The sequence below is a fragment of the bacterium genome (assembly GCA_026708055.1).
Taxonomy (GTDB): Bacteria; Actinomycetota; Acidimicrobiia; order Acidimicrobiales; family CATQHL01; genus VXNF01.
This window is the reverse complement of sequence record JAPOVS010000027.1, coordinates 1-22,820: the sequence shown is the minus strand read 5'-3', so window position 1 is coordinate 22,820 and position 22,820 is coordinate 1. Positions and strand designations below refer to the sequence as shown.

The window sequence follows — 22,820 nt, the reverse complement described above, 5'->3', positions numbered from 1 at the left end:
TCTGTACGGTGCCTGGCATGAGCGAACGACTGTTCGATGTTGATGTCGGCGATCCTCCCTTGGTGAGGCGGGAGCGGTTAGCGTCGGAGTCGATGGAGTGCCGCGGGCAGTCGGGCTCGGCGATGCCGTACCGGCGGGTGGACGCTGCTGATGCTGGGCCGATGCGCCGGTTGGGCGGTTCGGTGCTGATATGCGGACCGGCCCTGGAGGGGCTCGACGTGCTACCGGATCGCAGCGTGCGCACGGTGGTGACGTCGCCGCCGTATTGGTCGCTTCGCGACTACGAGGCGGATGGGCAGATCGGCCGGGACGACGCGCTGGGCGATTACGTCAGGAGCGTTGCGGTGACCTTCGACAAGGTGCGCCGGGTGCTCACGGACGACGGGACGGTGTGGCTCAACGTGGGCGACAGCTACACCTCCGGCAACCGCCGATACCGGGCGCCGGATCGCAAGAACCGGGCGCGGGCGATGCGGGTGCGCCCGCCGACGCCCGAGGGCCTCAAGCCGAAGGACCTGATCGGGGTTCCCTGGCACCTTGCGCTGGCGCTGCAGGACGCGGGATGGTGGCTGCGCTCGGAGGTGATCTGGCACAAGCCCAACGCGCACCCCGAGTCGGTGAAGGACCGGCCCACCAAGGCCCACGAGACGGTGTTCTTGTTGTCCAAGAGCCAGGACTACTACTACGACGTTGACGCGGTGCGGGGTCCCAACGACAGGCGTCTGCGCACCGTGTGGGACATCAACACCGAGCCCCGCCGGCCCGCCGACAGCAGCGCCGAGGATCATCCCGCGGTGATGCCTCTGACGCTGGCCCGGCGGTGTGTGATGATCGCCAGCGAGCCCGGCGACGTGGTGCTCGACCCATACGCCGGCTCCGGGACGACGTTGCTGGCTGCTCGTGAGTTGGATCGCCGCTGGGCAGGAATCGAGTTGAACCCTGCCTTCGTCGACCTGATCGAGCATCGCCTGGCGCGGTGAGCGACCGGGAGGCTCTCAAGCGGACGAGGACACGACGACGCGCGGCGAGCAGTACCCCACCTACCGCGGACCCGCGGCAGGCAACGGCCTGGCAACACCGACTGTGCCCGCCGCCGCAGCAGCGGCCGACCACTCCCATTAGGCCCAACGTGATCGGGTCGGGGCGTCCGACCGCCTGACCGACGCCGGACGTCAGGACAATCGGCCGCAACCACCGATGGAGTTCGCCGGCAGCATCTAGGCGGCGACCTCGTTCGCGGCCAGGAGGTCGACGCTCGGGACCGCCAGGCGGGACATTTCGCCGGGCTCGAACTTGGTGAGCCCGCCGGCGTAGATTCGGCCTCCGTCGGTCGTTACCGTTGCCGAGAGGACCCCGGCGAGGCGGTCGAGGACTGTCGCAGTCATCGGCTCCCGGGGATACAGCCCGTGCGCCACGTTGACGTGGCGCACGCCGACTGGATTGCGGACGAAGGCCGGCGGGCGGCGCGCCATGTAGGTGGCGATGATCGGCGCCGGGGATCGGAGGCCGACCGACCACCAGCACTTCCGATGGCGTGCGATGTACCCCTCGTGCACGTTGCCGGCGCGGGCGGCACGCAGGAACCGCTCCACGGCACGTCGCTCGGATGGATCGAGTTCGTCGAGGTTCTCCGGCAGATCGATCACGCATCGCAGACCGTCGAGCGACTTCAGACGATCGCCGGCGTCGAACAGTTCCCGCGCCCTGGTCACCGAAGGGAACAGCGTGCTCGCGGGAAGCCTTGAATCATCCCGGCTGGTGATCCATGTGCCGTTGGCGCCCGTCACGGTGCCGCGATGGACGCGGCAGAGTTCGCCCAACTCGACGTAGCCATCCGGTGGGCGCTTCGGGGCCGCGAGAAGAGGAGTCCAGCGAACTGTCGCCTGCAGCCGGGCCCGGCTGACACTGCGCCCTCCTTCCAACGCGCCCAGATCACCGATTGTTGCGATCTTCCGGAAGCCGACGAGGCGCCCTGGTGTGACCGACTCGGAAGCACGTGATCGCCGCCGTCGTGGCGACGTCGCCAAACGGCAGTTCCGACGGATCGATGAGGTGGACCGACTCCACACTGAGATGGCGAACGAGCAGGGCGCGCACGAGTTTCCCGTAGTTGACGTCCAGCCACTCGGCCGACGTCACGAACGTGCCGATGTCGCCGGGCGCCGCGGGCAGAGCGGTCTGGAGAAAGAAGTACACATGCAGGCCGGCGAGCCCGCTCGCGGGTACGCCGAGACGATTCGCCTCGGCATGGAGCCACTCCTTCCAGCCGCGCTCGATGAGGTGATGGCGGACGTACGGCGGGTTGCCGATGAACGCCGTCGGTCCCCGCTGTTCGACTGCGTCGCCCAGCCGCAGGAGGCGGTAGTCGCCGGCGACGACCTCGGACCGCTCCGCCAAACCGGCAGCCGTGAGGTTGGCGCGCAGCAACAGCAAGGCCAGGGGGTCGGATTCGACTGCGACGAGGCGTGCCTCGTTGAACGCCCGCCCGGCGGCGAGCGCGAACCGTCCCGAACCCGCACCCGGATCCACGATCCGCCCGACGGAGGGCTCTTGCGACAACCACGCGACCATCGAGCCGACGATCACCTGCGGCGTGTAGACCGCCCCCGATTCCCGGCGCACATCCGCGCTGCGTAGCTTGAGGAAGGCGTCCCCGAGAGGATCGGTCCCGGCTTCGATCCGCTCGCGCACGTTCGCGACGACGCGACAGCTGACCGAATCCACTGGCGCCCGACTGAGCAACCGCCGCTCCAGAGATGACAGTCGGTCCAAGGAATCAGCGCGCAGGATGCGGCCCGCCACAGCTGCCAGATGCGCCTCCGAGGAGGCACCGAGCAACGGATCGTCGTCAGGCTGCGCCGCGGTACGAGGGGAGTCGACGGCGCCGGCAGGCTCGTCGCAGTCAGCCATTGGCGTAACCGTATGGGAGACCTGCGACAGCCACGCGGACCTCGGGCGCTTCCATCCACCTGGCCTGGTGGCCTGTGTTCCTGATCTGCAGCATATCAGGAATATTTTCGAGATAATATAGCGCTTTCAAGTGATACTATAATCTATCATGGTAGTCGAGAGGCACGGCGGCAGGGCGGTGGGGTTAGGCTGGAGCGTTGAGCCGGGGCTGCGGGGCCGCGGGAGGGGAGGCGACGATGAGCGTTCTGACCGAGGTGGATCCTGCTGTGGCGTACCCGGCCACCGCCCCGGACATGGGTGAGTCCCCGCGCCACTCGCGCGCCCAATTCCTCGCTTACGGCGCCCTGAGCGCCTACTTCTCGGGGCGCTCGGACTGCTTCGTGGGCCAAGAGCTCAACGTGTACTACCGCCGGGCACCGGACACGAAGTTCGTGGTCCCGGACGTGCTCGTGTCCTTCGGCGTGGACGCCGGGGCCATCGAGGAGGATTTCAGCTACCGGATCTGGGACGCGGGCGCGCCGCCGGCGTTCGTGCTGGAGATCGCCTCGGGGACGATGGCCGAGAGGGACCGGGAGGACAAGCCCGCCATCTACCTCGAGGTGGGTGCCCGCGAGTACTGGCGCTTCGACCCCAGCGGCCGGGGCCTGCACAGCCCAGTGCTGCAGGGCAACCGCCGGGTGGGCGGCGCATGGGCACCGATAGCGGTGGGCCCCGACGACGACGGACGCCTCGCCGGCCACAGCAGCGTCCTGGAACTCGACCTGCACGCCGACGAGCGCCGGCTGCGCTTCCGCGACCCCCGCACCGGCCGATGGCTGCCGGATCCCGACGACACCAGCCAAGCCCTCAACCTGGTTCGCCACGAGCGAGACGCCGAGGCCGCAGCCCGCCGCGCCGCCGAGGCCGAGGTGGCGGCCCTGCGCGCCCGACTGGACGACCAGAAGTAAGCCCGACGATCGCCCCTGACGGCGGCGGTCCCCCGGGGGCGGTACGCGGCGACGTACAACCAGGCAGCGTCTCCAGCCAGCACAAGTGTGACAACCTGACGGCATGGACTGGGGGCTGCACGCGGCGCTGGGGCGTGATGCCGAGGCGGTGAAGGGGCGCACCCTGGACCGCAACGTGGCGCGGCGGGTGCTGGGGTTCGCTGTCCCCTACAAGCGCATGATCACGCTGTTCGTGATCGCCATCCTGCTGGGCGCCCTGTTGAGCCAGGTGCCGGCGCTGCTGTTCCGGGAGATCATCGACGACGCCATCGTCAACTCCGACCGGGGCTACGTGAACCTGCTGGCGGGCCTCATCCTGGCGGCCGCCTTCGCCGAGGCGCTGCTGGCCTTCGGCGAGCGCTGGTGGTCGGCCCGCATCGGCGAGGGGCTCATCTTCGACCTGCGGGTGGCCCTGTACGACCACGTCCAGCGCATGGGGGTCTCGTTCTTCACCAGCGTGCAGACCGGGGCGCTGATCAGCCGCCTCAACAACGACGTGATCGGCGCCCAGCGAGCCATGACCGGCACCCTCGGCCAGCTGGTTTCCAACCTCTGCATCCTGCTGATCACGCTGCTGACGATGTTCATCATCCTCGACTGGCGGCTCACGCTGCTGGCCTTGGCGCTGCTGCCGGTCTTCGTGCTCCCCGCCAAGCGCGTCGGGCGGCGCCTGCAGGCGCTCACTCGTCGGCAGATGGAGCACAACGCCGACATGAACACGCTGATGACCGAGCGCCTGGGCGTGGCGGGCGCCCTGCTGGTGAAGCTGTTCGGGCGCCACGACGCCGAGCGGGAGCAGTTCGCCGACAAGGCCAGCAACGTGAGGGACCTGGGCGTGCGCACCGCCATGTACGCGAGAGTGTTCTTCATTGCCCTGACCCTGCTCGGCGCCGTGGGCACGGCCGCGGTCTACTGGGTCGGCGGGCACTTGGCGATCTCCGGTTCTGTCACGATCGGCACGCTGGCCGCCATGGGCCTGCTGGTGATCCGCATCTACATGCCCCTCACGAGCCTCACCAACGCCCGCGTCGACATCATGACGGCGATCGTGTCCTTCGAGCGGGTCTTCGAGGTGCTGGACGCGCCGAACGCCGTGCCGGACCGGCCCGGCGCCGGTCGCCTGCCGCGGCCCCGGGGCCGGGTGGAGTTGCGGGACGTGCGGTTCACCTACCCGCCGACGGACACGGCCGCCCTGGCGTCGCTCGCCCCTGCAATGCCGGATCCGTCGACGAACGGCGACAAGCCCGCGGGCCCGGCTCTGGACGGCATGAGCCTGGACATCCCACCGGGGGAGCTGGTGGCGCTGGTCGGACCGTCGGGCGCCGGCAAGACGACTCTCACCGCGCTGCTGCTGCGGCTCTACGACCCCGACGAGGGCACCATCGCCGTCGACGGTCACGACCTGCGCGACGTCACCGGCGAGTCGTTGCGGGCCGCGGTCGGCGTGGTGCCCCAGGATCCCCACCTCTTCCACGACACGGTGGAAGCGAACCTGCGCTACGCCCGTCCCGACGCATCGGCGGACGAGATCGCCGAGGCCTGCCGGGCGGCCGGCATCCTCGCAGTGATCGAGGGGCTGCCGCAGGGCTTGGACACCCTCGTGGGCGAGCGCGGCTACCGCCTCTCCGGCGGCGAGAAGCAGCGCCTGGCGATCGCCCGGATGCTGCTGAAGGACCCGGCGATCGTGATCCTGGACGAGGCGACCAGCCATCTCGACAGCGAGAACGAGGCCGCCGTGCAGGCGGCGCTGGCGGCGGCGCTGGCCGGCCGCACGTCCTTCGTGATCGCGCACCGACTGTCCACGATCACCGCCGCCGACCGGATCGTGGTGCTGGATGAGGGCCGGCTGGTGGAGCAGGGCCGCCACGACGAACTCTTGGCCGACGACGGGCTCTACGCCAAGCTCTACCGCACCCTGGTGCGGGCCGAGGCGAACCGGTGAGGGCGGCACGGCACGAGCGGGCGGGCGGGCCGGTCGGCCGCAGGGGGCCTGTCCGAACGGCGGCCGGCGCGGGGTCGCGGTGAGCGAGCTCCCGCGCATAGAGGCTCCGGCCAACAACACGCCTGCGTCTGGCGGTGGCGACGACACGACCTACGACGTGCACGAACTGCTTGCCGAGCTGACCGAGACGGTCGAGGCGGCGTTTCCGGACGAGATCTGGATCAGGGGCCAGATCCGCAACCTGCACAGGTCCCGCAAGGGCCACGTCTACTTCGACCTGGTCACTCCCACGCCGGCCGACAGGAACCCGCCGGCAGTCCTCCCGGTCGTCCTGTTCGACTGGTACCGCAAGATCGTGAACCGGATCCTCGGGGCGGGCGCGGCGGGCCAGATGATCGACGGGGTGGAGGTCCGCATCCGGGGCAGCGTCTCCGTCTACAAGGCGCGGGGCCAAGTCCAACTCCAGATGAAGACCATCGACCCCGCCTACACGCTCAGCAGGCTGGACGACCAGCGCGACCGTCTGCTGGGCGAGTTGAAGGCCGCCGGCCTGCTGGAGCGCAACAGGGCCCTTCCGCTGCCGACGCTGCCCCTGCGTGTGGCGCTGGTCACCAGCGCAGGCAGCGCCGCCGAGGCCGATTTCCGCAACGTGCTGGCAGCCGGTGGGATCGGCTGGGAGATCCTGGTCGCAGACACGCCGGTGCAGGGCTTCGGCAGCGAGCAGAGGATCGCCGCGGCGGTGGCGCTGGCCGGCCAGCAGGCAGTGGACGTGATCGCACTGGTACGCGGCGGCGGTGCCCGCACCGAACTGGCGCCGTTCGACAGCGCCGCGGTGGCACAGGCCATCGCGCAGAGCGCGGCGCCGGTCCTGACCGGCATCGGCCACGAGATCGACCGCTCGGTGGCGGATGTCGTGGCCCACACCGCCTGCAGCACGCCCACCGCCTGCGCGGCGGCCCTCGTTGCACAGGCCGGGCGGTTCGACCGGGCCACCCTGGCTCTCTGGCGGCGGATCGAGGACGCCGTCGACGGCAGGCTGGCCGGTGACCGGCACCGGCTTGCCGACGCCGCCCAACGGGCCGGGGCGGCCTTCCGGGCATCCTGCCGCGGCGCCCGCAGCGAGATGCGCCGGCTGGCTCTCGGCATCGACCGAGTGGCGCGCCACGGTGCCGAGCGAGCCCGCTGGCACCTCGACGCGCAGCATGTGCTGACCGCCGACAGGATCACCGCCCGCCTCGCCGGGCAGCGCCGTCTGCTGGCCTCCGCCGCCGGACGCCTGAGCCTCGACACCGCGCACGCTCTGGAGACCCGGCGCCGCCAGCTCGACGCACTCGACGCGCAAGTCCGCGCCTACGACCCGCAGCGGGCATTGGAGCGGGGCTGGACCATCACGACCGACGGGGCTGGACGACTGCTGCGGTCGGTCGCCGACATCGCGCCCGGCGCTACCCTGCGAACCCGGATGAGGGACGGGACCGTCACCAGCACCGCTACTGCGGTCGCGTCCGCCGAGACGACCGGGAGCGAAGATGGCTGAGAGCACGCCGGAGCAGGCGCCCGCCGACGGCTACGCCGCCGCCATGGCCGAACTGCAGAAGATCCTCGACGCCCTCGAAGCGCCCGACGTGGACGTCGATGCCCTGGCGACACACGTGGATCGGGCCGCCGAGCTGTTGCGTTTCTGCCGAGAGCGTCTTGTGGCAGCCGAGACCCAGGTGACGCAGATAGTGGCCGAACTCGACGATCTGGGCCTCGACGCCGATCCAAGTGATGCGGGACCCGGGAGCGACGGCGGGGCCACCGCAGGAGACCCGACCGGCTGATGCGGGGCCGCACGCCAGCCGGTGCCCCCACCGTGCGCGATCGCCTCGACGACGGCGCCCCGGCGGGCTGATGGCGCTCCGCAGACTCTCGGGCACCGACGCCTTCATCGTGGTCGACCTCGACGACGCCGAGGGCTCCGCGGGCTTGATGCGGCTGGCACCGAAGATCCTGCCGAGCGGCGTCCGGGAGATGGCGCGCTCGGCCACCTATACCTTCGCCGCCGTCGGCATGCGCCGCTCGGGAGCGTCGGGGGGCATCAACGCGCGGCCCGACGATCGCGACGACGCCGTGGAGGCGTTCGTGGCGGAGTGCGAGCCCTGGGTGGCGACGGGCGAGGTCCTCCCCGATGCCGGCAAGGGCCTCAGCGCCGCCGACCTGGCGCCGCTGCAGGCACAGGACCCGCGCCATGCGATCCGTCTCCACACCGCCGGGGGGATCACCCTCGCCGAGCGGCTGGTCGGCAGCGGCGCGGTGGCCGCCGCGGCGGCAGCGCTGGACGGGCTGGGGGGACGCCGGATCGTGATCGAGGGCTGCGGACCCGCCGGCGTGGCGGCCGCCGCCGCCGCGTCCGCACGGGGGGCCGTGCTTGCGGGCTTCGCCACCGAGAAGGGCTTCTGCGCGGCCCCGGACGGCGCAGGCCTCGATGCCGCCGCAGTCGGTGAGGCGTGGGCGCAGCACGGCGTCGGCTTCGTGCAACATCTAGACGCCGCCTGCTCAGCACCCGACGACATATGGAGGGCGGCCGACGACGTGCTGCTGGTGGGCTCCAAGATGGGCGTGCTCGACCACAACGTCGCGACGGGTCTCAACGTCTCGGCGGTGGCCTGCCTGCACCCCGTCCCGTTCACCACCCGGGCACTGGTGATCCTGCAGGCGGCCGGCACGGTGGTGCTTGCGGATTTCATCTGCCTCGCCGGCCCGCTGTTCGCCGCCTGGCCCGGCGAACTGGCCGGACTCAAGGGCGACGCCGTCACCGCCGAGGCGATCGAAACCGCCGCAAGCGAGACCATCACGAGCCTGGTCCGAGAGACCGCAGCCCACTCCGAGGGCGCCTTCCTGGGCGCCTGCCACCACGCCGAGAGCTTCCTGGCCACCTGGCGAGACCAACTCCCCTTCGGCCGCCCCCTCGCCGCCTGACCGGTTCCACTCGACGACCCCAATCGTCGCGGTGGGCAACGGCTACCGCGCAGAAGTCAGCTCCTCGATCGTGACCTTGCCGCCGCTCAAGGCATCCACGATCACCCGGCTTCCCCACAGCAGGGTCATGCCCAACAAGGGAGCGCTGTCCGACTTCAGCGTCACTGCGTCAGTCGGGCGTCCATGCCAGGACACAGAGGCGAGGTAGGCCTCGAACTCAAAGAGTTCTCCATTGGCCAGTTCGAAGGTGCGCCCACCCACCGCGGGCAGCCCAAGCCGGCGGATGGACTCTGCGGGCAGAGTGAGATAGCCAGTGAACCCCGTGTCCAGGATGAAATCCAGGGGCCGACAACGACCCTCACCGTCCAGGATCTCGACAGTGATCAGTGCCTGGGCGTCGTCGCTTACCCTGCCTCGGATCATCGGCTGCTGGGTGCCCTGAAACCCCCGACATGGCTGTAGGCCGCGCGATGGCCGACGCGCACACCGTAGGTCACGGCCCCCGGCCGGCGTTCCAACAGCCGGCGGGTAGCCACCGCGTCGCCGGCGTCGATCTCGTAATCGCCGCTCTCCACGTCGATGACCACGAAGCTCCCCTTCTCCACTGACCCCACCTGTGGCTGGATGAACTTCCGGTAGATAGCCTCTCCCCGGGTTGCTATCTCTCCGGGCTCGTACTCGGGTGCCGTCACGACGCTCTCCCCTGGCAACGAGATTGAGTCCTCTGACCCATGCCTCAACGATACGCCTCCGACCCTGCGACGGCCACCGCCACCGAAGCCGACGCCAATCCACCGAGGAGACCGCAGCCCACTCCGAGGGCGCCTTCCTGGGCGCCTGCCACCACGCCGAGAGCTTCCTGGCCACCTGGCGAGACCAACTCCCCTTCGGCCGCCCCCTCGCCGCCTGAGCCGCGACCGGATCACTCCCGCCGTAGCGTGCCCGCTCGGCGCGCGGTCTACCGCCGACGTCGTTGCGAGCCGGATTGGAGCGGGCTCAGGGCGCCCAGAGGAGGGTGTCGGGCATGAACTGGCTCCAGGCGAACCAGAAGGCCTGGTGGCCTTCGATCTCGTTGCCGGCGGCGTCGACAGCGCGCACGCCGCCCCCGTCGAGGCGGAGGCTGCCGCCAGCGAGTTCCACGGTTCGGCCGGCCTCGAGCACAGCGACCGCGGCGTCCACCGGGAAGGCGACCGGGGTGCCGTCATCGAGGACCACGCCGAAGACTTGGTCGTGGACGCCGAGGCGCGCGTCGACGTCTCCGATCGGGAAGATGGGCCCGTCGTCGTCGCGGCCGCGCAGCGGGTCGAGCGGGTAGCTGTGGCCGATACCGCCGTCGCGGGCGACGATCGTCGTAGTGGGATGGGCGGCCTTCCACTCGCCCCAAGTGGTGGTCACGACGGTCGCCTGGTTGAGGACCACTCCCTTCTCCCGGAGCGGTCCCGAGACGGCCTCGCCGGTGAAGGTGTCGAACACCGACTTGGTGACGAGGTCGTACATGACCTTGTTGGACCGCGAGAGCAGCCCCGAGGTCCGCAGCACCGGTGTCTCGACGCCAGGGGGAACGTCGTCGGTGAAGTAGGCCTGGGCGGCGCCGCACAGCGTGCAATAAGGGAAGCCGATCCTGCGTCCCCCGAGCGTGTCGTTGACCATCTCGTGGACTTCCATGAAGTTCTTCGGATAGGCCCTGGCCTCGCCGCCGATGACCAGCGCGAACACGATGCGGTCGTCGGGATACCAGGCACCTCCGGCGGCGGCGGTGACCGGCGGGTCGTCGCGGGCCGGGATGCAGCCCCGGACGCACCGCTGCGGGTCGCCGAGCGGGCGGTCGTCGATCCGCACCCCTCCCCAACTCACGAACCGCCAGTCGATGGCCGACTCAGGGTCGTCGAAGAACGGCTGCCAGCCCGGCTCCACCAGCGTGAACAGCCGCTCCTTGTAGTCGACGTAGCCGTCGAAGGCGGGCAGATCCCAGGCGAACATGTGGTCGGTGACGGACTGCCACGGGCTGCGGGCCGCCACCGGATCGGCGGCCAGGCTCACACCCGTCAACGTCTCGAAGGCGGACACCGCCTCCTCGTGGACCTCGCCGTAGTAGAAGAACCTGAGGAGGTCCGAGAGGATCCAGCCCAGTCTCGGGTCCCCGGACTGCCCGAGTCGGGCGACCGCACCGACATCGACCTCGGTCGTGAGCCCCGACCAGACAGCCTCGAGGTCTTCGGCCGCCGCCTGCCCGAGCGGACCGGACGGCACGTCGGGCGCGGGCGGGAACTCGTAGCCGCGGAAGTTCCGCAGTGCGGCGCGTTCGACCGGGTGTACCTCGAGGTCATCCGCCACCGGCGTGGCATCGTCGGCCGGCTCGACCTCGACAACCGACCCGGCGTCGGCCTGCTGCAATTCGACGACGTGCTCGTCCGCCTCGGCGGTCGGAGGCTCCGGCGGACTTTCGGCCGGTGCCGGCCCGTCGTTGCCGCCCGGCGGCCGGTCGACGTCCGGAGCCGACCCCGCGTCGACCGGGGACGGCGATGGCGCTAGATCAGGATCCGGCGCGGCGCCGTCAGCGGCCCGCGGCCCCGCCCCGCCGGAGTCCCGCTCGCCGCCCGCGGGGGGCGCCGCCACAGCGTCCCGCTGCGGCCCGGCCGCTGCTGGCGACCCATCGGAGGTGGGCGCCTCGGCCCCATCGCCGCTCGCGCAGGACGCCGCCAGCAATGCGAGACCCCCCAAGAGAACACGAAGTCGGTGCGCGCGCACGTCACCACGCTAGGGCCCCGACCGGCCACCGCCGGTCTCGTGGCCGAGTCATGGATTCCGGCCTCCGCCGGAATGACGGGAGTGCGCGGATTGGAATTCTCAGTCGGTGGTGGCCGCCTGTCCGCTAATGCTCTCAGACGGGTTTCCTGGCCAGGAAGCAGTACAGGGGTGTGAAGATCCCGGCCCTGCCGCCGCTGACGTAGGCGTCGGCCGCTCGATTCATGAGTGCGAGAACCCTGGCTGAACCGCGCGGGAGGACTCGCACGACCTCTGCCGCCCTCGACGCCGCTACAAGCGCCTTACGGACCTTGGGGACACGGATGAGCCCGCGCCCCAGCTTCCCGTAGCGACCTTCCATGGGAGCGTACCAGGGGACTGTGCAACCGTCGCTGTTGCTTCTGTCAGAGCCCTCGAGGACCTCGAATCCAGCCGACTCGAGCGCCAGGTTCACCTCGGCGAAGCGGGGGATCTCCTTCAGTGCGATGGTCAGCATGAGGTCCTGCTTGATGGATCGATGTTCGGCGGATATCGGATCGAAGCCGTCGGTCATACACATCTCTTGGCCCCAGAACAAGGCTCCCGGTTTCAGGATGCGGAAGATCTCTGCGTACGCCTTGGCCCTGTCCGGAGTGTGGCAAGTCGACTCGATGGCATAGCCCCTGTCGAAGGAGCCTGCTCCGATGCTGCTCATGTCCATGATGTTGCACTCGAGGCAGTCGCTCACCCGATCCAGGCCGGCTTCGCGATTGCGGAGCTTCGCCTGCTCGATCTGGTGTTCGTTGTTGTTGATGCCGACGACCCGCACATCGGCCTCTGTCGCAACGCGGCGCATCAGTGCGCCGAATCCGCATCCGATGTCGACGACATCCATTGCCGGCTCCAGCCTCAGCTTGGCGATCATCGCCCGCTGGTGACGGGCGATGGCCTGCTCCAGCGTCTCCTTCGGTGCCAGGGGCGCGAATTGCAGGGACTCACCCCAGCCGAGTTCCATGAACTGGTTGCAGAGGTCGTAGTAGTCGTTGACCACCGCGGTGTGGTCGTATTCCGAGGAGCCCGCGTCGGCGGCAGCGGATCTTTCGATCCATTGTTCGAAGTCAGCCACACGACCCGCGACGTCCGTGCCCCGATGCGCAGCTCGTAGGGCGCCTATGACCCGGCCGAGCGCCATCACCACGGATGCTCATCGTATCGCCGCCGAGCCGGCCCCGGCGCGGGCACGGGCTACAGTCAAGGGACGTGAGCCGTCCTCTCGACAGGTTCAGCCGCCTGGTCACGGTCCGGCCGTGGATCACCATCGGCGTGCTGATCCTCGTCACCGTCGTGCTGGCCGCGGGGGCGACGCGGCGAGCGCCGCCGACGGAGGGGGTCTCGCTGGCCCTGCTTCCTGCCAGCAACGACGTCCGCTCTGCGGTGATCGAGATCGACGAGAGCTTCGGGGGCCACAGCGATGTCAGGGTCGTGACGCTGGTCTTCCGCGGCGAGGCCCTGACGCCCGGCGGGCTGGCCCAGATGGACGCCCTGCTCGACACGATCCTCAGCGACGCGGACGTGACGGCGCAACTGGCACCGGCCGATCCGGTCTTCGCCCCCAGCCTGCTGATCGGGGGCATCCTCGAACGCGACGATCTGGCATCGCTCGCGCAGGCCGAGATCGACTCGGTCCGCAGCGTCCCGGAGATCGGGGAGGCGCTCGGCGCCGTGACCGGAATCGACGACGACGGAACGCCGATCGCCATCGCCACGATCCGGCTGCTCGACAGCGGCGACGAGCGAATCGCCGACATCGAACGGACAATCGACGACCTGGCCTCGGGCTCCGAGGGCCCGCTCGGCGTGACCAGCATGTCGGTCATAGTGATCGAGGACGAGTACACCGAGGCCACCGAGACCGGAATGCTGCCGTTGATAGGCGTGGCGCTGGTGCTGATCGCCGCGCTGCTCCTGCTCTTCCTGCGCTCGTTCTCGGATCTGCTGCTCACACTCCTGGGGCTGCTGTTCTCGCTGATCTGGATCGTCGGGGCGGAGGGCTGGCTGGGACCGAACGCGCTGGGGTTGATCGGGCCGCCGAGTTCGCTCACCGTGATGGTGCCGATCATGCTGATCAGCCTCTCGGTTGACTACGCCATTCAAGCCGTCTCGCACTACCGCGAGCAGCGAGCCGAGGGCCTGGCGGTGCAGCAGGCGGTCCGCGCCGGGCTCCGCAACGTCGCCATCCCGCTGGCACTGGCGGCTGTGACGACGGCGGCCAGCTTCCTGGCGAACCTGTTCTCGCCGATCGGGACACTCGGCGACTTCGGCGTCGTCGCCGCGCTCGGCGTGGCGCTGAGCCTCGTCGTCATGCTCACACTGATCCCGGCAGGCCGGACGATCATCGACCGCCGGCGCGAGGCGCGCGGCAAGCTGAAGGAGCCCCGCCGGGTCTCCGGAGCACTGCCCGGCATCGAGCGGGGAGCAGAGATGCTCGGGACGAGCGTGGCGCGGCGCCCGGCGCCCTACCTCATCGCCGTGACCGGCGTGACGATCTGGATGGCGTTCGCGGCCAGCGGCCTCCATGCCGAGTTCAGCATCCGCGACGTCCTGCCCAAGGGCGGCACCGTCCTGAACGATCTGGAGACGCTCGAGGCGTCCGTGGGCGGCTCGACGGAACTCGCCAGCATGCTCGTGAGAGCCGAGGCCACCGAGACCCGCACGCTCCTGAACCTGGACGAGCTCGAAGCCGCCTTCGCTGACCCCCAGCGCCGTCCGGCGGCGGTGGCGGGACCGCTGGAAGGGTCCTTCGAATCGATCCTCGTGGACTGGACCCACGACAGCGGCCGGCCCGGGGACAAGTACGACCCGGAGCTGGCGGCGCTGTTCAGTGAGGCATCCGCAGGGGTGGCCGTCGACCCGGTCCTGATGCAGGAGTTCCTCGACAGGATCGAGGCGACAGATCCCGAGGTCGCTCGTGTCCTGGTCAACAACCCCGACGGTGACGACAAGCTGCTGCTCCAGTTCCCCGTCTACACGGACAACCCCGCGGCGACGTTGCACGTCCAGGAGGAGATCGAGGCGCTCTGGGCCGGCGATGACGAGGCCATCACGGCGACCTCCGCGAGCATCCTGGGCGTCGAGATCGCCAACCAGATCACATCCCGGCAGACCGAGGCGATCGCCTCGACGGTCGGTGTGGCGCTGGGCATCCTCGCCCTGTTCTTCTGGCTCACGCAGCGACGGCCCGCGCTGGGGGTCATCGCGGTCGGCCCGATCGTGCTGGTCCTCATCTGGGTGCTGGGCACGATGGCGCTCGTGGGCATTCCCTACACGATGCTCACCTCGATCATCACGGCGCTCTCGATCGGGATCGGCGTGGACTACACGATCCACGTGATCCACCGGTACCGGGAGGAGTTCAGCCGCCTCCGCAACCCGGAGCAAGCGGCGATCCGGACGCTCTCCACCACGGGGTCGGCGCTGCTGGGCTCGGCGTTGACGACCGCATTGGGGTTCGGCGTGCTGGTGCTCTCACCGCTGGAGGGCTCCCAGCAACTCGGCATCACCGCCGCCATCACGATCGCCTACTCGCTCATCGTCTCGATCCTGGTCGTCCCGCCGGCGATGACCATCTGGGGTGCCTACCAGAACATGAAGCTCCGCTCGCAGGTGCAACGCATGTGGGACGACCTCGACATCGTCGCCGAGGAGATCCACCGCCGACACCACCCAGAGACGGAATCCCCCTCGACGGCAGACTGACCATGTGATGCCCGGGCAGTGACCGGCGCTGCCCGCCAAGCCCGTCCGGAGTGCCTCAGACAGGTAGTTCGTGCCTCCGCTCGGAGACGATGAACTTCATCTTCTTGCTAGGGGACATCGACGGGAACGGATTGAACTTGAGCTTGTAGTCGGCGGGCGAAAGTTCAAGCGTGAAATAGTGCGCGATCATCAGCAAATTCACCGCGAGTTGCAGTTCCATCCACCGGAATCCGAGACATATGTGCGTTCCAAGCCCGTACGGGGCGTAACCGGGACTGAGATGCTCCTTGCGCGACGGCAGATAGCGGTCGATGTCAAAACTGTAGGGGTCGGGGAACGCGTCTTTCATGTAGTGCGGCGCCGTGGTAAAGATATGGATACGCATACCGTCGACTAGTTCGTAGCCCTCAACGACGCATCTATTCATGACGTTCCGGATAGACGCAGGAACCGACGGGTAAAGACGCATGCACTCCATGATGAAGCGAGTAGTGACGTCGACCGCGGACCCTGTGAGATCTTCATGTCCCGGATCACCGTCGGCGAACAGGGCATCCGCTTCATTGCGGATTCTCTCATTCAGCTCCGGCTGTGAGACCATGGCATACAATGCGAATGCGAGCGAATCGCCAAGATACATGGCGGCGAGCAACGGAGTGGAGAGAGCGAACCCCAGGTTCGACTCGGGAAAGAACTGCGGGTCGCTGGCGTGCAGATCGAGCAGGTCGTCAGCGAGTTCCCGAGGGCATCCGACCCGCTGGGCAGATGTATGAACACTCTGCACCCTGTCCCGTACGAGATTCACCAGCTTCGCCCGACGTCTCATCTTCGGCGTGTGCAGCATGAACTTGGGAAGGATCCTGGAGATCTGTGTGTTGAGTGCTCGTTCCTTGTAAGCGATCACGTCATCAATGACGTCCTGAGAGTCGACACTGACCAGCAGAGGCGAAGTCTCTGCATTAATCAACTGACGACACACATGTGTCGCGGTGATCTCTTCTCCGGGGGTCCAACTCGAGATATACTGTCGGCCGTGACTCATGAGAGGGCCCAGCAGTCCCTCGAGCTTGCGGCGGGCAAGTGACGGCGACATGACCTTGCGAAGCCGGAAATGATCTGCGCCATCCAACGCAGGAAGCACGCCCGACGCGCCGTAGACCCTCTCCATGTCAGCGAAGTACTCCCTGGTCCTAAGGAACAATCGCCCATTCCGGTGGATCCAGCGATTTACCCGCGGCCCGGCAAGAAAGATCAGGGGTTTCGCAAACGGCAGCCGAATCTTGAACACCGGGCCGTACTCCTCCGCGAGGCCCGCGAACAACGCGGGTAGGTTGCCGTCGCGAACATGTCTATTCCGCAGAATCTTGCGGAATGGAACAGCGGGGATCTTCCTGGCCAAGGCAGCACTTCGGAACAGAGGGCCGGCCTGGCTGTGCTCAATCGCCTGGGCTATCGCGCGACCGATCACATCCATCTTGCAGATGAGTTCGATCCGTGCCTCTGCGTCTTCATCAAGTTGGAAGATGAGACGCAGGACACCACAGGTGTTCAGCAGGCATATGATGATGATGTCCCTGGGTTCCGGAATCTCATCGTTGAAGATCACCCTGGCGAGGCGGGTCGTGACGAACTCGGCCGCGGTGCCTTCCAGAGAAGCGGCGTGAAGATCTGCCTGCCAGCCGGCGCGGGCCAGGGACCAGAAGTCGCCGTCGTGGTATTCCAGAATCTTCAACGCGACCAGGCGCTCCAGCGTCATGTCGACGACGGACTCCGCCCGGAAGGCGAGCCGTTCGACCCAGTACTGCGCATTGCCCTGGATGGATTCGCCGGCGATCTTGTCCAGGATCGGGTCCACGGCAGGATCCCCGGTCGGGGTCGGATCCAGCAGGATCAGCGAATCGAGGTCTGTGTCGATGCGGGACCTCAGCGACAGCTCCGCGAGGCCGGCGCCGACGACCGCGCAGTTCAGATCCCAGCCGGGCACCTGGTGGAAATAACCGGCCTCCTCGTTGAGGAGTGTCAGAAGGAACTCGTCGACCAGGGTCAGCGTCTGGGTCGATGCACCGTTGGTCATGTGAGCCACCAGTCCTGCTCTCTGGGTGCCGTACCGACGTTCGGGATCACCACTGCGCCCGCGGCAGCGGCAGCGTACTTCGCCCCCGATCGTCTCAGCGAACGCGTCGGCCCCGGGGTCCGGGCCGCTGCCGGGTGTTGCTAGCCTCAGAGGTCGGTCGCCTGCCGACAATTCCGGAAGCGACCGCCTCGGGGGCTGTAGCTCAGCTGGCTAGAGCACTTGCTTTGCAAGCAAGGGGTCGTGGGTTCGAGTCCCATCAGCTCCACGGACGGCGCTCGCGCTCGTGGCGTCGGCGCTATCCCTGGGCTCGGACGGGGGGCGGCGGCTTGTTTGGCGGCCAAGAGACTGCTGAACAATGCGGCAGGTCCAGCATCCGTCATTCCGGCGAAGGCCGGAATCCACGGCTTTCGCCACCCGACCGGCGCTGCCCGTAGATTGCTCAGCACACTCCGAGTTCTCTGGGTTGGGGGGCGCGGGTATAGTTCGGTCATTCGGAGATCTGCGGGATTGACGACGGCGAGGAGCGCCCGGTGGAGGCTCGCGAGCCGCTCGGGTGCCGAGGGCGCGGCTGCGGCCGCGGCGCCCTCGGAATGGCCTGACCGCGTCGCCCCGCCGCGTGCGAGGATTGAAAGGGCATAAGAAGTTGTGATGTGTTCTAGTACGCCCCCCCCCCCCGCGGAGTTCTTGTTCTGACCTGAGGCGGCGCCGCCGCCGGGCGCGGCAGTGGGCGCTGCTGGTGGCGCTGCCGGGTTTGTTGGCGCCGGTTCTGGTGGCGGGCGCGGCGCGGGAGGCTTTGGCGCAGGGCGGCGGTTCGGTTCCGGCGGTTCCGGAGGCGGATGTGCATGTGGTGCCGAACGACTGGGCGCTGAAGCCGAGCGGCTTGGGGGCGGGGGACCGTTTCCGGCTGTTGTTCCGCACGACGTCGCGGTGGGCGGCGACGGCGACGGACCTCGCGACCTACGACGGCTACGTGCAGAGCGAGATCACCAAGAGCGCCAACACGCTCACGGCGATCAAGCCGTACGCGTCGGGCTTCAAGATGGTCGGCTCAACCCAGGCCGCGAACCTTCGGGACCACCTGGACTTCCGCCATGGCGGCAACTGGCGCAAGGGCGTTCCCATCTACTGGATGGACGACGAGGGCGACGGCGGGCTGGTGGCCAACGACTACCAGGACTTCTGCAACCAGGAGCAGCCGTGGCGCAGCAGCACCCAGCCGGCGGAGTGGTGGCGCGCCGGAACGCTGGCCGACCACCGCAACGAGAACGGCGCGCCCCACGCCGACAGCGACTGGCCCTGGACCGGCAGCGAGAACGACTGCCGCCGCCGGAGCTCTCACTATCTCGGCGCCCCGACCAACGTGGAGTTCGGCAGGCACCGGGAGAACGGCAGGCTGTACGGGCCCCTGAGCAACGGCCAGCGGGCCAGGACCGAGACGCGGTCCATGTACGCCATGTCCCCGGAGTTCATCGTGGCGGGGCCGATCCACGTGTCCCTGAGCGCCACCGACCAGATCATGACCGAGGGCAGCAGCACCGACACCGCCACCGTGGAGGTCAGCCTGAGCCGCGACCTCGTCGAGGGCGAGACCATCAACGCCACGTACACAAGTCTGATCGGTTACACCCTGGCCCTGGACGGCGCGCCCGCGGGGGTGACCCTGAACACCGGCAGCAGGACCATCACTTTCAGCGGGGCGGGCGCGCCGCGGTCGGCGAGCCTCACCGCGACGGCCGCGGCCAACTCGGTCGCCAATCCCAGAACAGTCGGCAGAACCTTGCGGATCCAGGCTGTGAGCGGCATAGCGGGCGCGACCTTCGACACCAGCGGCCAAGGCGGGGACGTCGCGCTGTACATCCGGGACAGCGCCGCGACCGGCCCGGAGGTCAGCCTGTCGGTGTCGCCTGACCGGGTGGCCGAGGGCGGCACCGTCACCGTCACGGTCAGCATCTCGCCGACGCGGACCAGCAGCACGGAAATTGGCATGACACTGAGTGGCCCGCGAGCCTCAAGCTTCGGCGCTGCTACGACAGTGACCGGGTCGGTCTATAACGTTCACACCTCCTACCACGCCACCATTCCCGCCAACGCGTCGTCGGCGTCGTTCAGGCTGACGGCGCCCAGCGACAACACCGCCCAGCAGGCCCAGCGGCATATCGTCTATCTTGCTGGAACCAACCACAACAGCGGGCTGCGGGTGACATCTCCGGGCCTGGAGCGATTCACTGTGGAGCCGAGCGACTACACGGCGGCCTCCCCGTTGGTGAAGGTGGGGTTGCCGGACATTGAGGGCATCAGCCGCAACGACTACGACCAGCAGGTGCGCGAGGAGGGCCAGAGCCCGCTCAGCTTCACGGTCACCGCGGACCCGGCGCCGACGGCGAACAAGGACGTGTGCGTGGACGTCGTGGAGACCGGCGGGGACCGCGTCTCGGCGGCGAACGAGGGCCGCCGCACGGTCACCATCCTCGCCAACAGCGCGACGGGCACCCTGTCGGTGCCCTACACCGACACGGCCGTGGACGAGCCCGACAGCGCCGTGGTGGCCCGCGTGGTCGGGGGGACGGGCTGCACGGGCTACACCGTCTCGGCGGAGGAGCCGGCGGACGAGGCGCTGGTCAAGGACGGCGAGGCCACCCTGGTGTCTTTGACGAGCGACGACACGCGGATGACCGAGGGCGACGCTTCTGACACCGCGACAGCGAAGCTCGCCCTGTCCCGCCCCCTGCGCGCCCGCGAGGCGATCGAGGTGCGGCTGATCCTCACCACCGCGACCGGGGCGCGGCTGCCCGGCCACGCCACCCCCGACTTCGCGGTGGCGGCGACGGGCGCCGGCGTGACCGCGTCGGGCCTCGCCACCGCGGAGCCGAAGCTGTTCTTCACCGGCTCCGGGTCCGAGACGGTGCAGGAGGCGGCAATCACCGTCACGCCGGTGTCGGGCCTCGACGACGGCGACACCGGGCACGAGATCGTGACCCTGGCCCTGGTGTCTGACTCGGTGCTCAGCGGCCGGGGCCTGGCCACCACCGTCAGCGGCGGCGTGGGCCGGGGCAGCGACTTCTCCCAGCAGCTGGTCTTGACCGACGACGAGGGCGGCGCGCTGCCCACTCTCACCGTGTCGGTGGTGGGCGGCCACGGCCACATCGCCGAGGGCGGCACCCGCCGCATCCGCATCCAATCGGACCAGGCCGCGCTGCCCGGCGGCATCGCCGTCGCCGGCCTCGCCTCGGGCTCCTCCTACAGCTCGGGCTACGCGGGCGCCGTCCCGTCAAGCGCCACGATCCCCAGCGGCGGCACGAGCGTGGACTTCGACATCAGCGTCACCAACAACTCAGCCGACGCCGACTACGGGACCCTCACCTGGACCCTGCCGGAGAACGACGCCCTCTACAGCCGCGGCGACCCCCACACGGTGCGCCTCGTGATCGCCGACGACGACATCGCCTCGCCGATACCGCGGCCCGAGGTCTACGAGTTCCCGTACCTGAAGTGGCATGTGCCGGGGGACTACTACCTGCGCCAGGCGCGCTACCTGGCCGACGGCACCTGGACGATCACCCGCTACCGGGACCCGCCGAAGCGGAAGAGCAACGGCCTCGAGCTGAACGCCGACGACTACTACTGGCACCGGGACCTGCGGCTGTTCGGCAGCCCGCTGGACTACAAGATCTGGTTCCGCGCGGACTACCTGCCCACCGGGCCGGTGACGCTGACGATCAAGGCGGTCAGCGACGCTGACAACAACAACGCCGAGACGGGGCGGGTCGCCTTCTCGGTCACGCCCGGCGCGTCGGAGCCGCCCTGGGGCCAGAACGGGACCTACACCGACGACGAGCTCGCGGTCACGCTCAACCCCGAGCACTTCACCGTCGACCGCGGCGGCGCGGTCTCGGTCAAGCCCGGGTTCGCGGTCTGGGTCAAGCCGCTCGCGAACAACGAGTGCGTGGACGTGACGCACACGCTCTCCGGCGGCGGCTACGGCAGCGTCACCATGGAGACGATGCGCATCCACCTGATGTCCTCGACGCAGAACCTGGGCGACGTGTGCAGCAGCTACCTCGACGCGGAGCGCTTCACCGCGGGCCGGATGCCGGGCTACATGTGGATGAGCGCCGCGCACGACCTCACCGGCAGCAGCGAGGTCCCGGTGTCGCCCGCGACGGTCAGCCTGCACGTCGGGCGGCATTGGACCGTCCGGCGCGGCGGCGGCAGCGGCGACCCGATCGCGGAGGGCCAGGTCGCCAGCTTCACCGTCCGCTACATCGGCAACATCTTCGATAATCCCTTGCCCCTGTCGGTGACGGTCACCCAGACGGGCGACGTGATCGACACCGGGAACTTCACGCCGGGCGCCAACACGGTGAACATCCCCCCCGGCATCGGCTTCACCGGCGCCGTCCAGTTCGACGTCCCCACGAGGTGGGACAACCTCACCGAGCCGGACGGGTCGATCACCGTGACCCTGAACACGGGCACGGGCTACCGGCTAGCGTCCAGCAGCGAGTCGGCGACGGTGCGCGTGACCGACGCCGGGACGGTCCCGGCCGGCTCGAACTCGCCGACCGGCCCGCCGCGGCCCGACCCCGACGGCCAGCCGCAGATCCACAGCGGCCCCGGCGACGCCGACGGCAACCCCACAGGCACCGGCGCGCCCCCCTCCGGCTCCAACGCGCCCCCCTCGGGCGGCCCGGGCGCGCCGCCGCGGGCGCAGGGCTCCTCGGGCGGCCTGCCGCAGCTGGTCGAGGGCGGCGACGGCGCGGTGATCACCCTGCGCCTCGCGACGGCGCTCGAGGGCGACGAGCAGGTGCGCGCCGTGCTCGCGGCGTCGGGCGCGACGCCCGGCGAGGACTACACGCTCACACTCGACGCCGCGTCGAGCCCGGGCGTCACGGTCAGCGAGGACCAGCCGCTCAGCGCGGCCCGGTCGCTGCTCACCTTCTCCGCCGGCGCGGACCGCGCCGTGCTCAAGCTGACCGCGCTCGCCGACGCCGAGGCCGAGGACGAGCAGCTCACGCTGGCGCTCGACGGAGCGGCCTACTTCGACGGCTCCGGCGACGCCGTGCACGTGCCGGTCCAGCAGAGCCTGACCTTCGCCATCGTCGACGCCGCCGACCCCGAAGCCGCCGCCGTCCACAAGCTCATCCTCGACATGATCGACCGCCACACGAACGTCACCGCCAACCAGCGCGCCCTCGCCAACTGGGAACGCGCCCTCGACACCCTCCTCGGCGCGCCCGGCGGCTTCACCCTCCACGAGCTCCGAGACCACGCCGCCGGCGTCCGACGCGGCCAGCCCCGCGAACGCTGGCAACGCGTCCTCGCCCTCGCCCAAAAACTCGACGAGGCGCGCCGACACGCCGCCGCCCCCGAGATCAGCGTCACCGCAGGCAGCGGGATCACCGAAGGCGCCCCCGCCGCCTTCACGGTCACCGCCCGCCCGGCCCCGGCGTCGCCGCTCACGGTCAAC

At 69.3% G+C, this 22,820-nt stretch carries 15 protein-coding genes and 1 tRNA gene; 9 read left to right on the top strand and 7 right to left on the bottom strand.

Features of this window, described 5'->3' with window-relative positions; genetic code table 11:
• Nucleotides 1-17: 17 nt before the first annotated feature.
• Entirely contained in the window at nucleotides 18-980 is a 963-nt protein-coding gene (locus tag OXG55_05415) for a site-specific DNA-methyltransferase (protein ID MCY4102694.1), read from the top strand.
• Nucleotides 981-1,217: 237 nt separating this feature from the next.
• Here OXG55_05415 and OXG55_05410 read toward each other — a convergent pair whose 3' ends face one another.
• Together OXG55_05410 and OXG55_05405 are read right to left on the bottom strand one after the other, a co-directional pair.
• The gene (locus tag OXG55_05410; GenBank protein MCY4102693.1) at nucleotides 1,218-1,820 is read right to left on the bottom strand and encodes a hypothetical protein; all 603 of its coding nucleotides are present in this window, start codon (nucleotides 1,818-1,820) and stop codon (nucleotides 1,218-1,220) included.
• A gap of 112 nt (nucleotides 1,821-1,932) precedes the next feature.
• The gene (locus tag OXG55_05405) at nucleotides 1,933-2,910 is read right to left on the bottom strand and encodes a methyltransferase (protein ID MCY4102692.1); all 978 of its coding nucleotides are present in this window, start codon (nucleotides 2,908-2,910) and stop codon (nucleotides 1,933-1,935) included.
• A 236-nt stretch (nucleotides 2,911-3,146) separates the two neighbouring features.
• Here OXG55_05405 and OXG55_05400 point away from each other — a divergent pair, with 236 nt between their 5' ends.
• The 5 genes from OXG55_05400 (at nucleotide 3,147) to OXG55_05380 (ending at nucleotide 8,799) form a co-directional block, all read left to right on the top strand.
• Nucleotides 3,147-3,857 carry a Uma2 family endonuclease gene (locus OXG55_05400; GenBank protein ID MCY4102691.1) on the top strand — a complete coding sequence of 237 codons (711 nt, stop codon included), beginning with the start codon at nucleotides 3,147-3,149 and terminating at the stop codon, nucleotides 3,855-3,857.
• A gap of 103 nt (nucleotides 3,858-3,960) precedes the next feature.
• A complete protein-coding gene (locus OXG55_05395) occupies nucleotides 3,961-5,838 on the top strand; it encodes an ABC transporter ATP-binding protein (protein MCY4102690.1) in 1,878 nt (625 codons plus the stop codon).
• Between the two features lie 79 nt (nucleotides 5,839-5,917).
• Nucleotides 5,918-7,375, top strand: coding sequence for an exodeoxyribonuclease VII large subunit (xseA, locus tag OXG55_05390; protein MCY4102689.1), 1,458 nt, complete (start codon nucleotides 5,918-5,920; stop codon nucleotides 7,373-7,375).
• Nucleotides 7,368-7,661: an exodeoxyribonuclease VII small subunit gene (gene xseB, locus OXG55_05385; GenBank protein MCY4102688.1), complete on the top strand. Its 294-nt coding sequence runs from the start codon at nucleotides 7,368-7,370 to the stop codon at nucleotides 7,659-7,661. The genes xseA and xseB overlap by 8 nt, the downstream gene beginning before the upstream one ends.
• Before the next feature lie 70 nt (nucleotides 7,662-7,731).
• A complete protein-coding gene (locus tag OXG55_05380; GenBank protein MCY4102687.1) occupies nucleotides 7,732-8,799 on the top strand; it encodes a hypothetical protein in 1,068 nt (355 codons plus the stop codon).
• Between the two features lie 42 nt (nucleotides 8,800-8,841).
• Here OXG55_05380 and OXG55_05375 read toward each other — a convergent pair whose 3' ends face one another.
• The 4 genes from OXG55_05375 to OXG55_05360 all read right to left on the bottom strand — a co-directional run bounded on the left by OXG55_05375 (nucleotide 8,842) and on the right by OXG55_05360 (nucleotide 12,649).
• Nucleotides 8,842-9,222: a hypothetical protein gene (locus tag OXG55_05375; protein ID MCY4102686.1), complete on the bottom strand. Its 381-nt coding sequence runs from the start codon at nucleotides 9,220-9,222 to the stop codon at nucleotides 8,842-8,844.
• Complete coding sequence (locus tag OXG55_05370; protein ID MCY4102685.1) at nucleotides 9,219-9,491, bottom strand: hypothetical protein; 273 nt, start codon at nucleotides 9,489-9,491, stop codon at nucleotides 9,219-9,221. Before OXG55_05370 ends, OXG55_05375 begins: the two co-directional genes overlap by 4 nt.
• A 304-nt stretch (nucleotides 9,492-9,795) precedes the next feature.
• Complete coding sequence (locus OXG55_05365) at nucleotides 9,796-11,547, bottom strand: DUF3179 domain-containing (seleno)protein (protein ID MCY4102684.1); 1,752 nt, start codon at nucleotides 11,545-11,547, stop codon at nucleotides 9,796-9,798.
• 133 nt (nucleotides 11,548-11,680) lie between these two features.
• A complete protein-coding gene (locus OXG55_05360; protein ID MCY4102683.1) occupies nucleotides 11,681-12,649 on the bottom strand; it encodes a class I SAM-dependent methyltransferase in 969 nt (322 codons plus the stop codon).
• A 134-nt stretch (nucleotides 12,650-12,783) separates the two neighbouring features.
• Between OXG55_05360 and OXG55_05355 the strand changes: the two genes are divergently transcribed.
• Nucleotides 12,784-15,279 carry an MMPL family transporter gene (locus tag OXG55_05355; protein MCY4102682.1) on the top strand — a complete coding sequence of 832 codons (2,496 nt, stop codon included), beginning with the start codon at nucleotides 12,784-12,786 and terminating at the stop codon, nucleotides 15,277-15,279.
• 55 nt (nucleotides 15,280-15,334) lie between these two features.
• On the opposite strand, the gene OXG55_05350 is transcribed toward OXG55_05355, so the two are convergent.
• Nucleotides 15,335-17,353, bottom strand: a complete 2,019-nt coding sequence (locus OXG55_05350; protein MCY4102681.1) for a cytochrome P450 — start codon at nucleotides 17,351-17,353, stop codon at nucleotides 15,335-15,337.
• A gap of 191 nt (nucleotides 17,354-17,544) precedes the next feature.
• Here OXG55_05350 and OXG55_05345 point away from each other — a divergent pair.
• Nucleotides 17,545-17,618, top strand: a tRNA-Ala gene (locus OXG55_05345).
• Between the two features lie 471 nt (nucleotides 17,619-18,089).
• The coding region (locus OXG55_05340; GenBank protein ID MCY4102680.1) for a proline-rich domain-containing protein at nucleotides 18,090-22,820 on the top strand (4,731 nt) is incomplete at its 3' end.

Excerpts from the sequence above, each read along its gene's own strand:
- OXG55_05415 (MCY4102694.1), top strand. The coding sequence starts at position 18 with ATGAGCGAACGACTGTTCGATGTTGATGTCGGCGATCCTCCCTTGGTG.
- OXG55_05405 (MCY4102692.1), bottom strand. The coding sequence starts at position 2,910 with ATGGCTGACTGCGACGAGCCTGCCGGCGCCGTCGACTCCCCTCGTACC.
- OXG55_05400 (MCY4102691.1), top strand. The coding sequence starts at position 3,147 with ATGAGCGTTCTGACCGAGGTGGATCCTGCTGTGGCGTACCCGGCCACC.
- OXG55_05395 (MCY4102690.1), top strand. The coding sequence starts at position 3,961 with ATGGACTGGGGGCTGCACGCGGCGCTGGGGCGTGATGCCGAGGCGGTG.
- xseB (MCY4102688.1), top strand. The coding sequence starts at position 7,368 with ATGGCTGAGAGCACGCCGGAGCAGGCGCCCGCCGACGGCTACGCCGCC.
- OXG55_05380 (MCY4102687.1), top strand. The coding sequence starts at position 7,732 with ATGGCGCTCCGCAGACTCTCGGGCACCGACGCCTTCATCGTGGTCGAC.
- OXG55_05375 (MCY4102686.1), bottom strand. The coding sequence starts at position 9,222 with ATGATCCGAGGCAGGGTAAGCGACGACGCCCAGGCACTGATCACTGTC.
- OXG55_05350 (MCY4102681.1), bottom strand. The coding sequence starts at position 17,353 with ATGACCAACGGTGCATCGACCCAGACGCTGACCCTGGTCGACGAGTTC.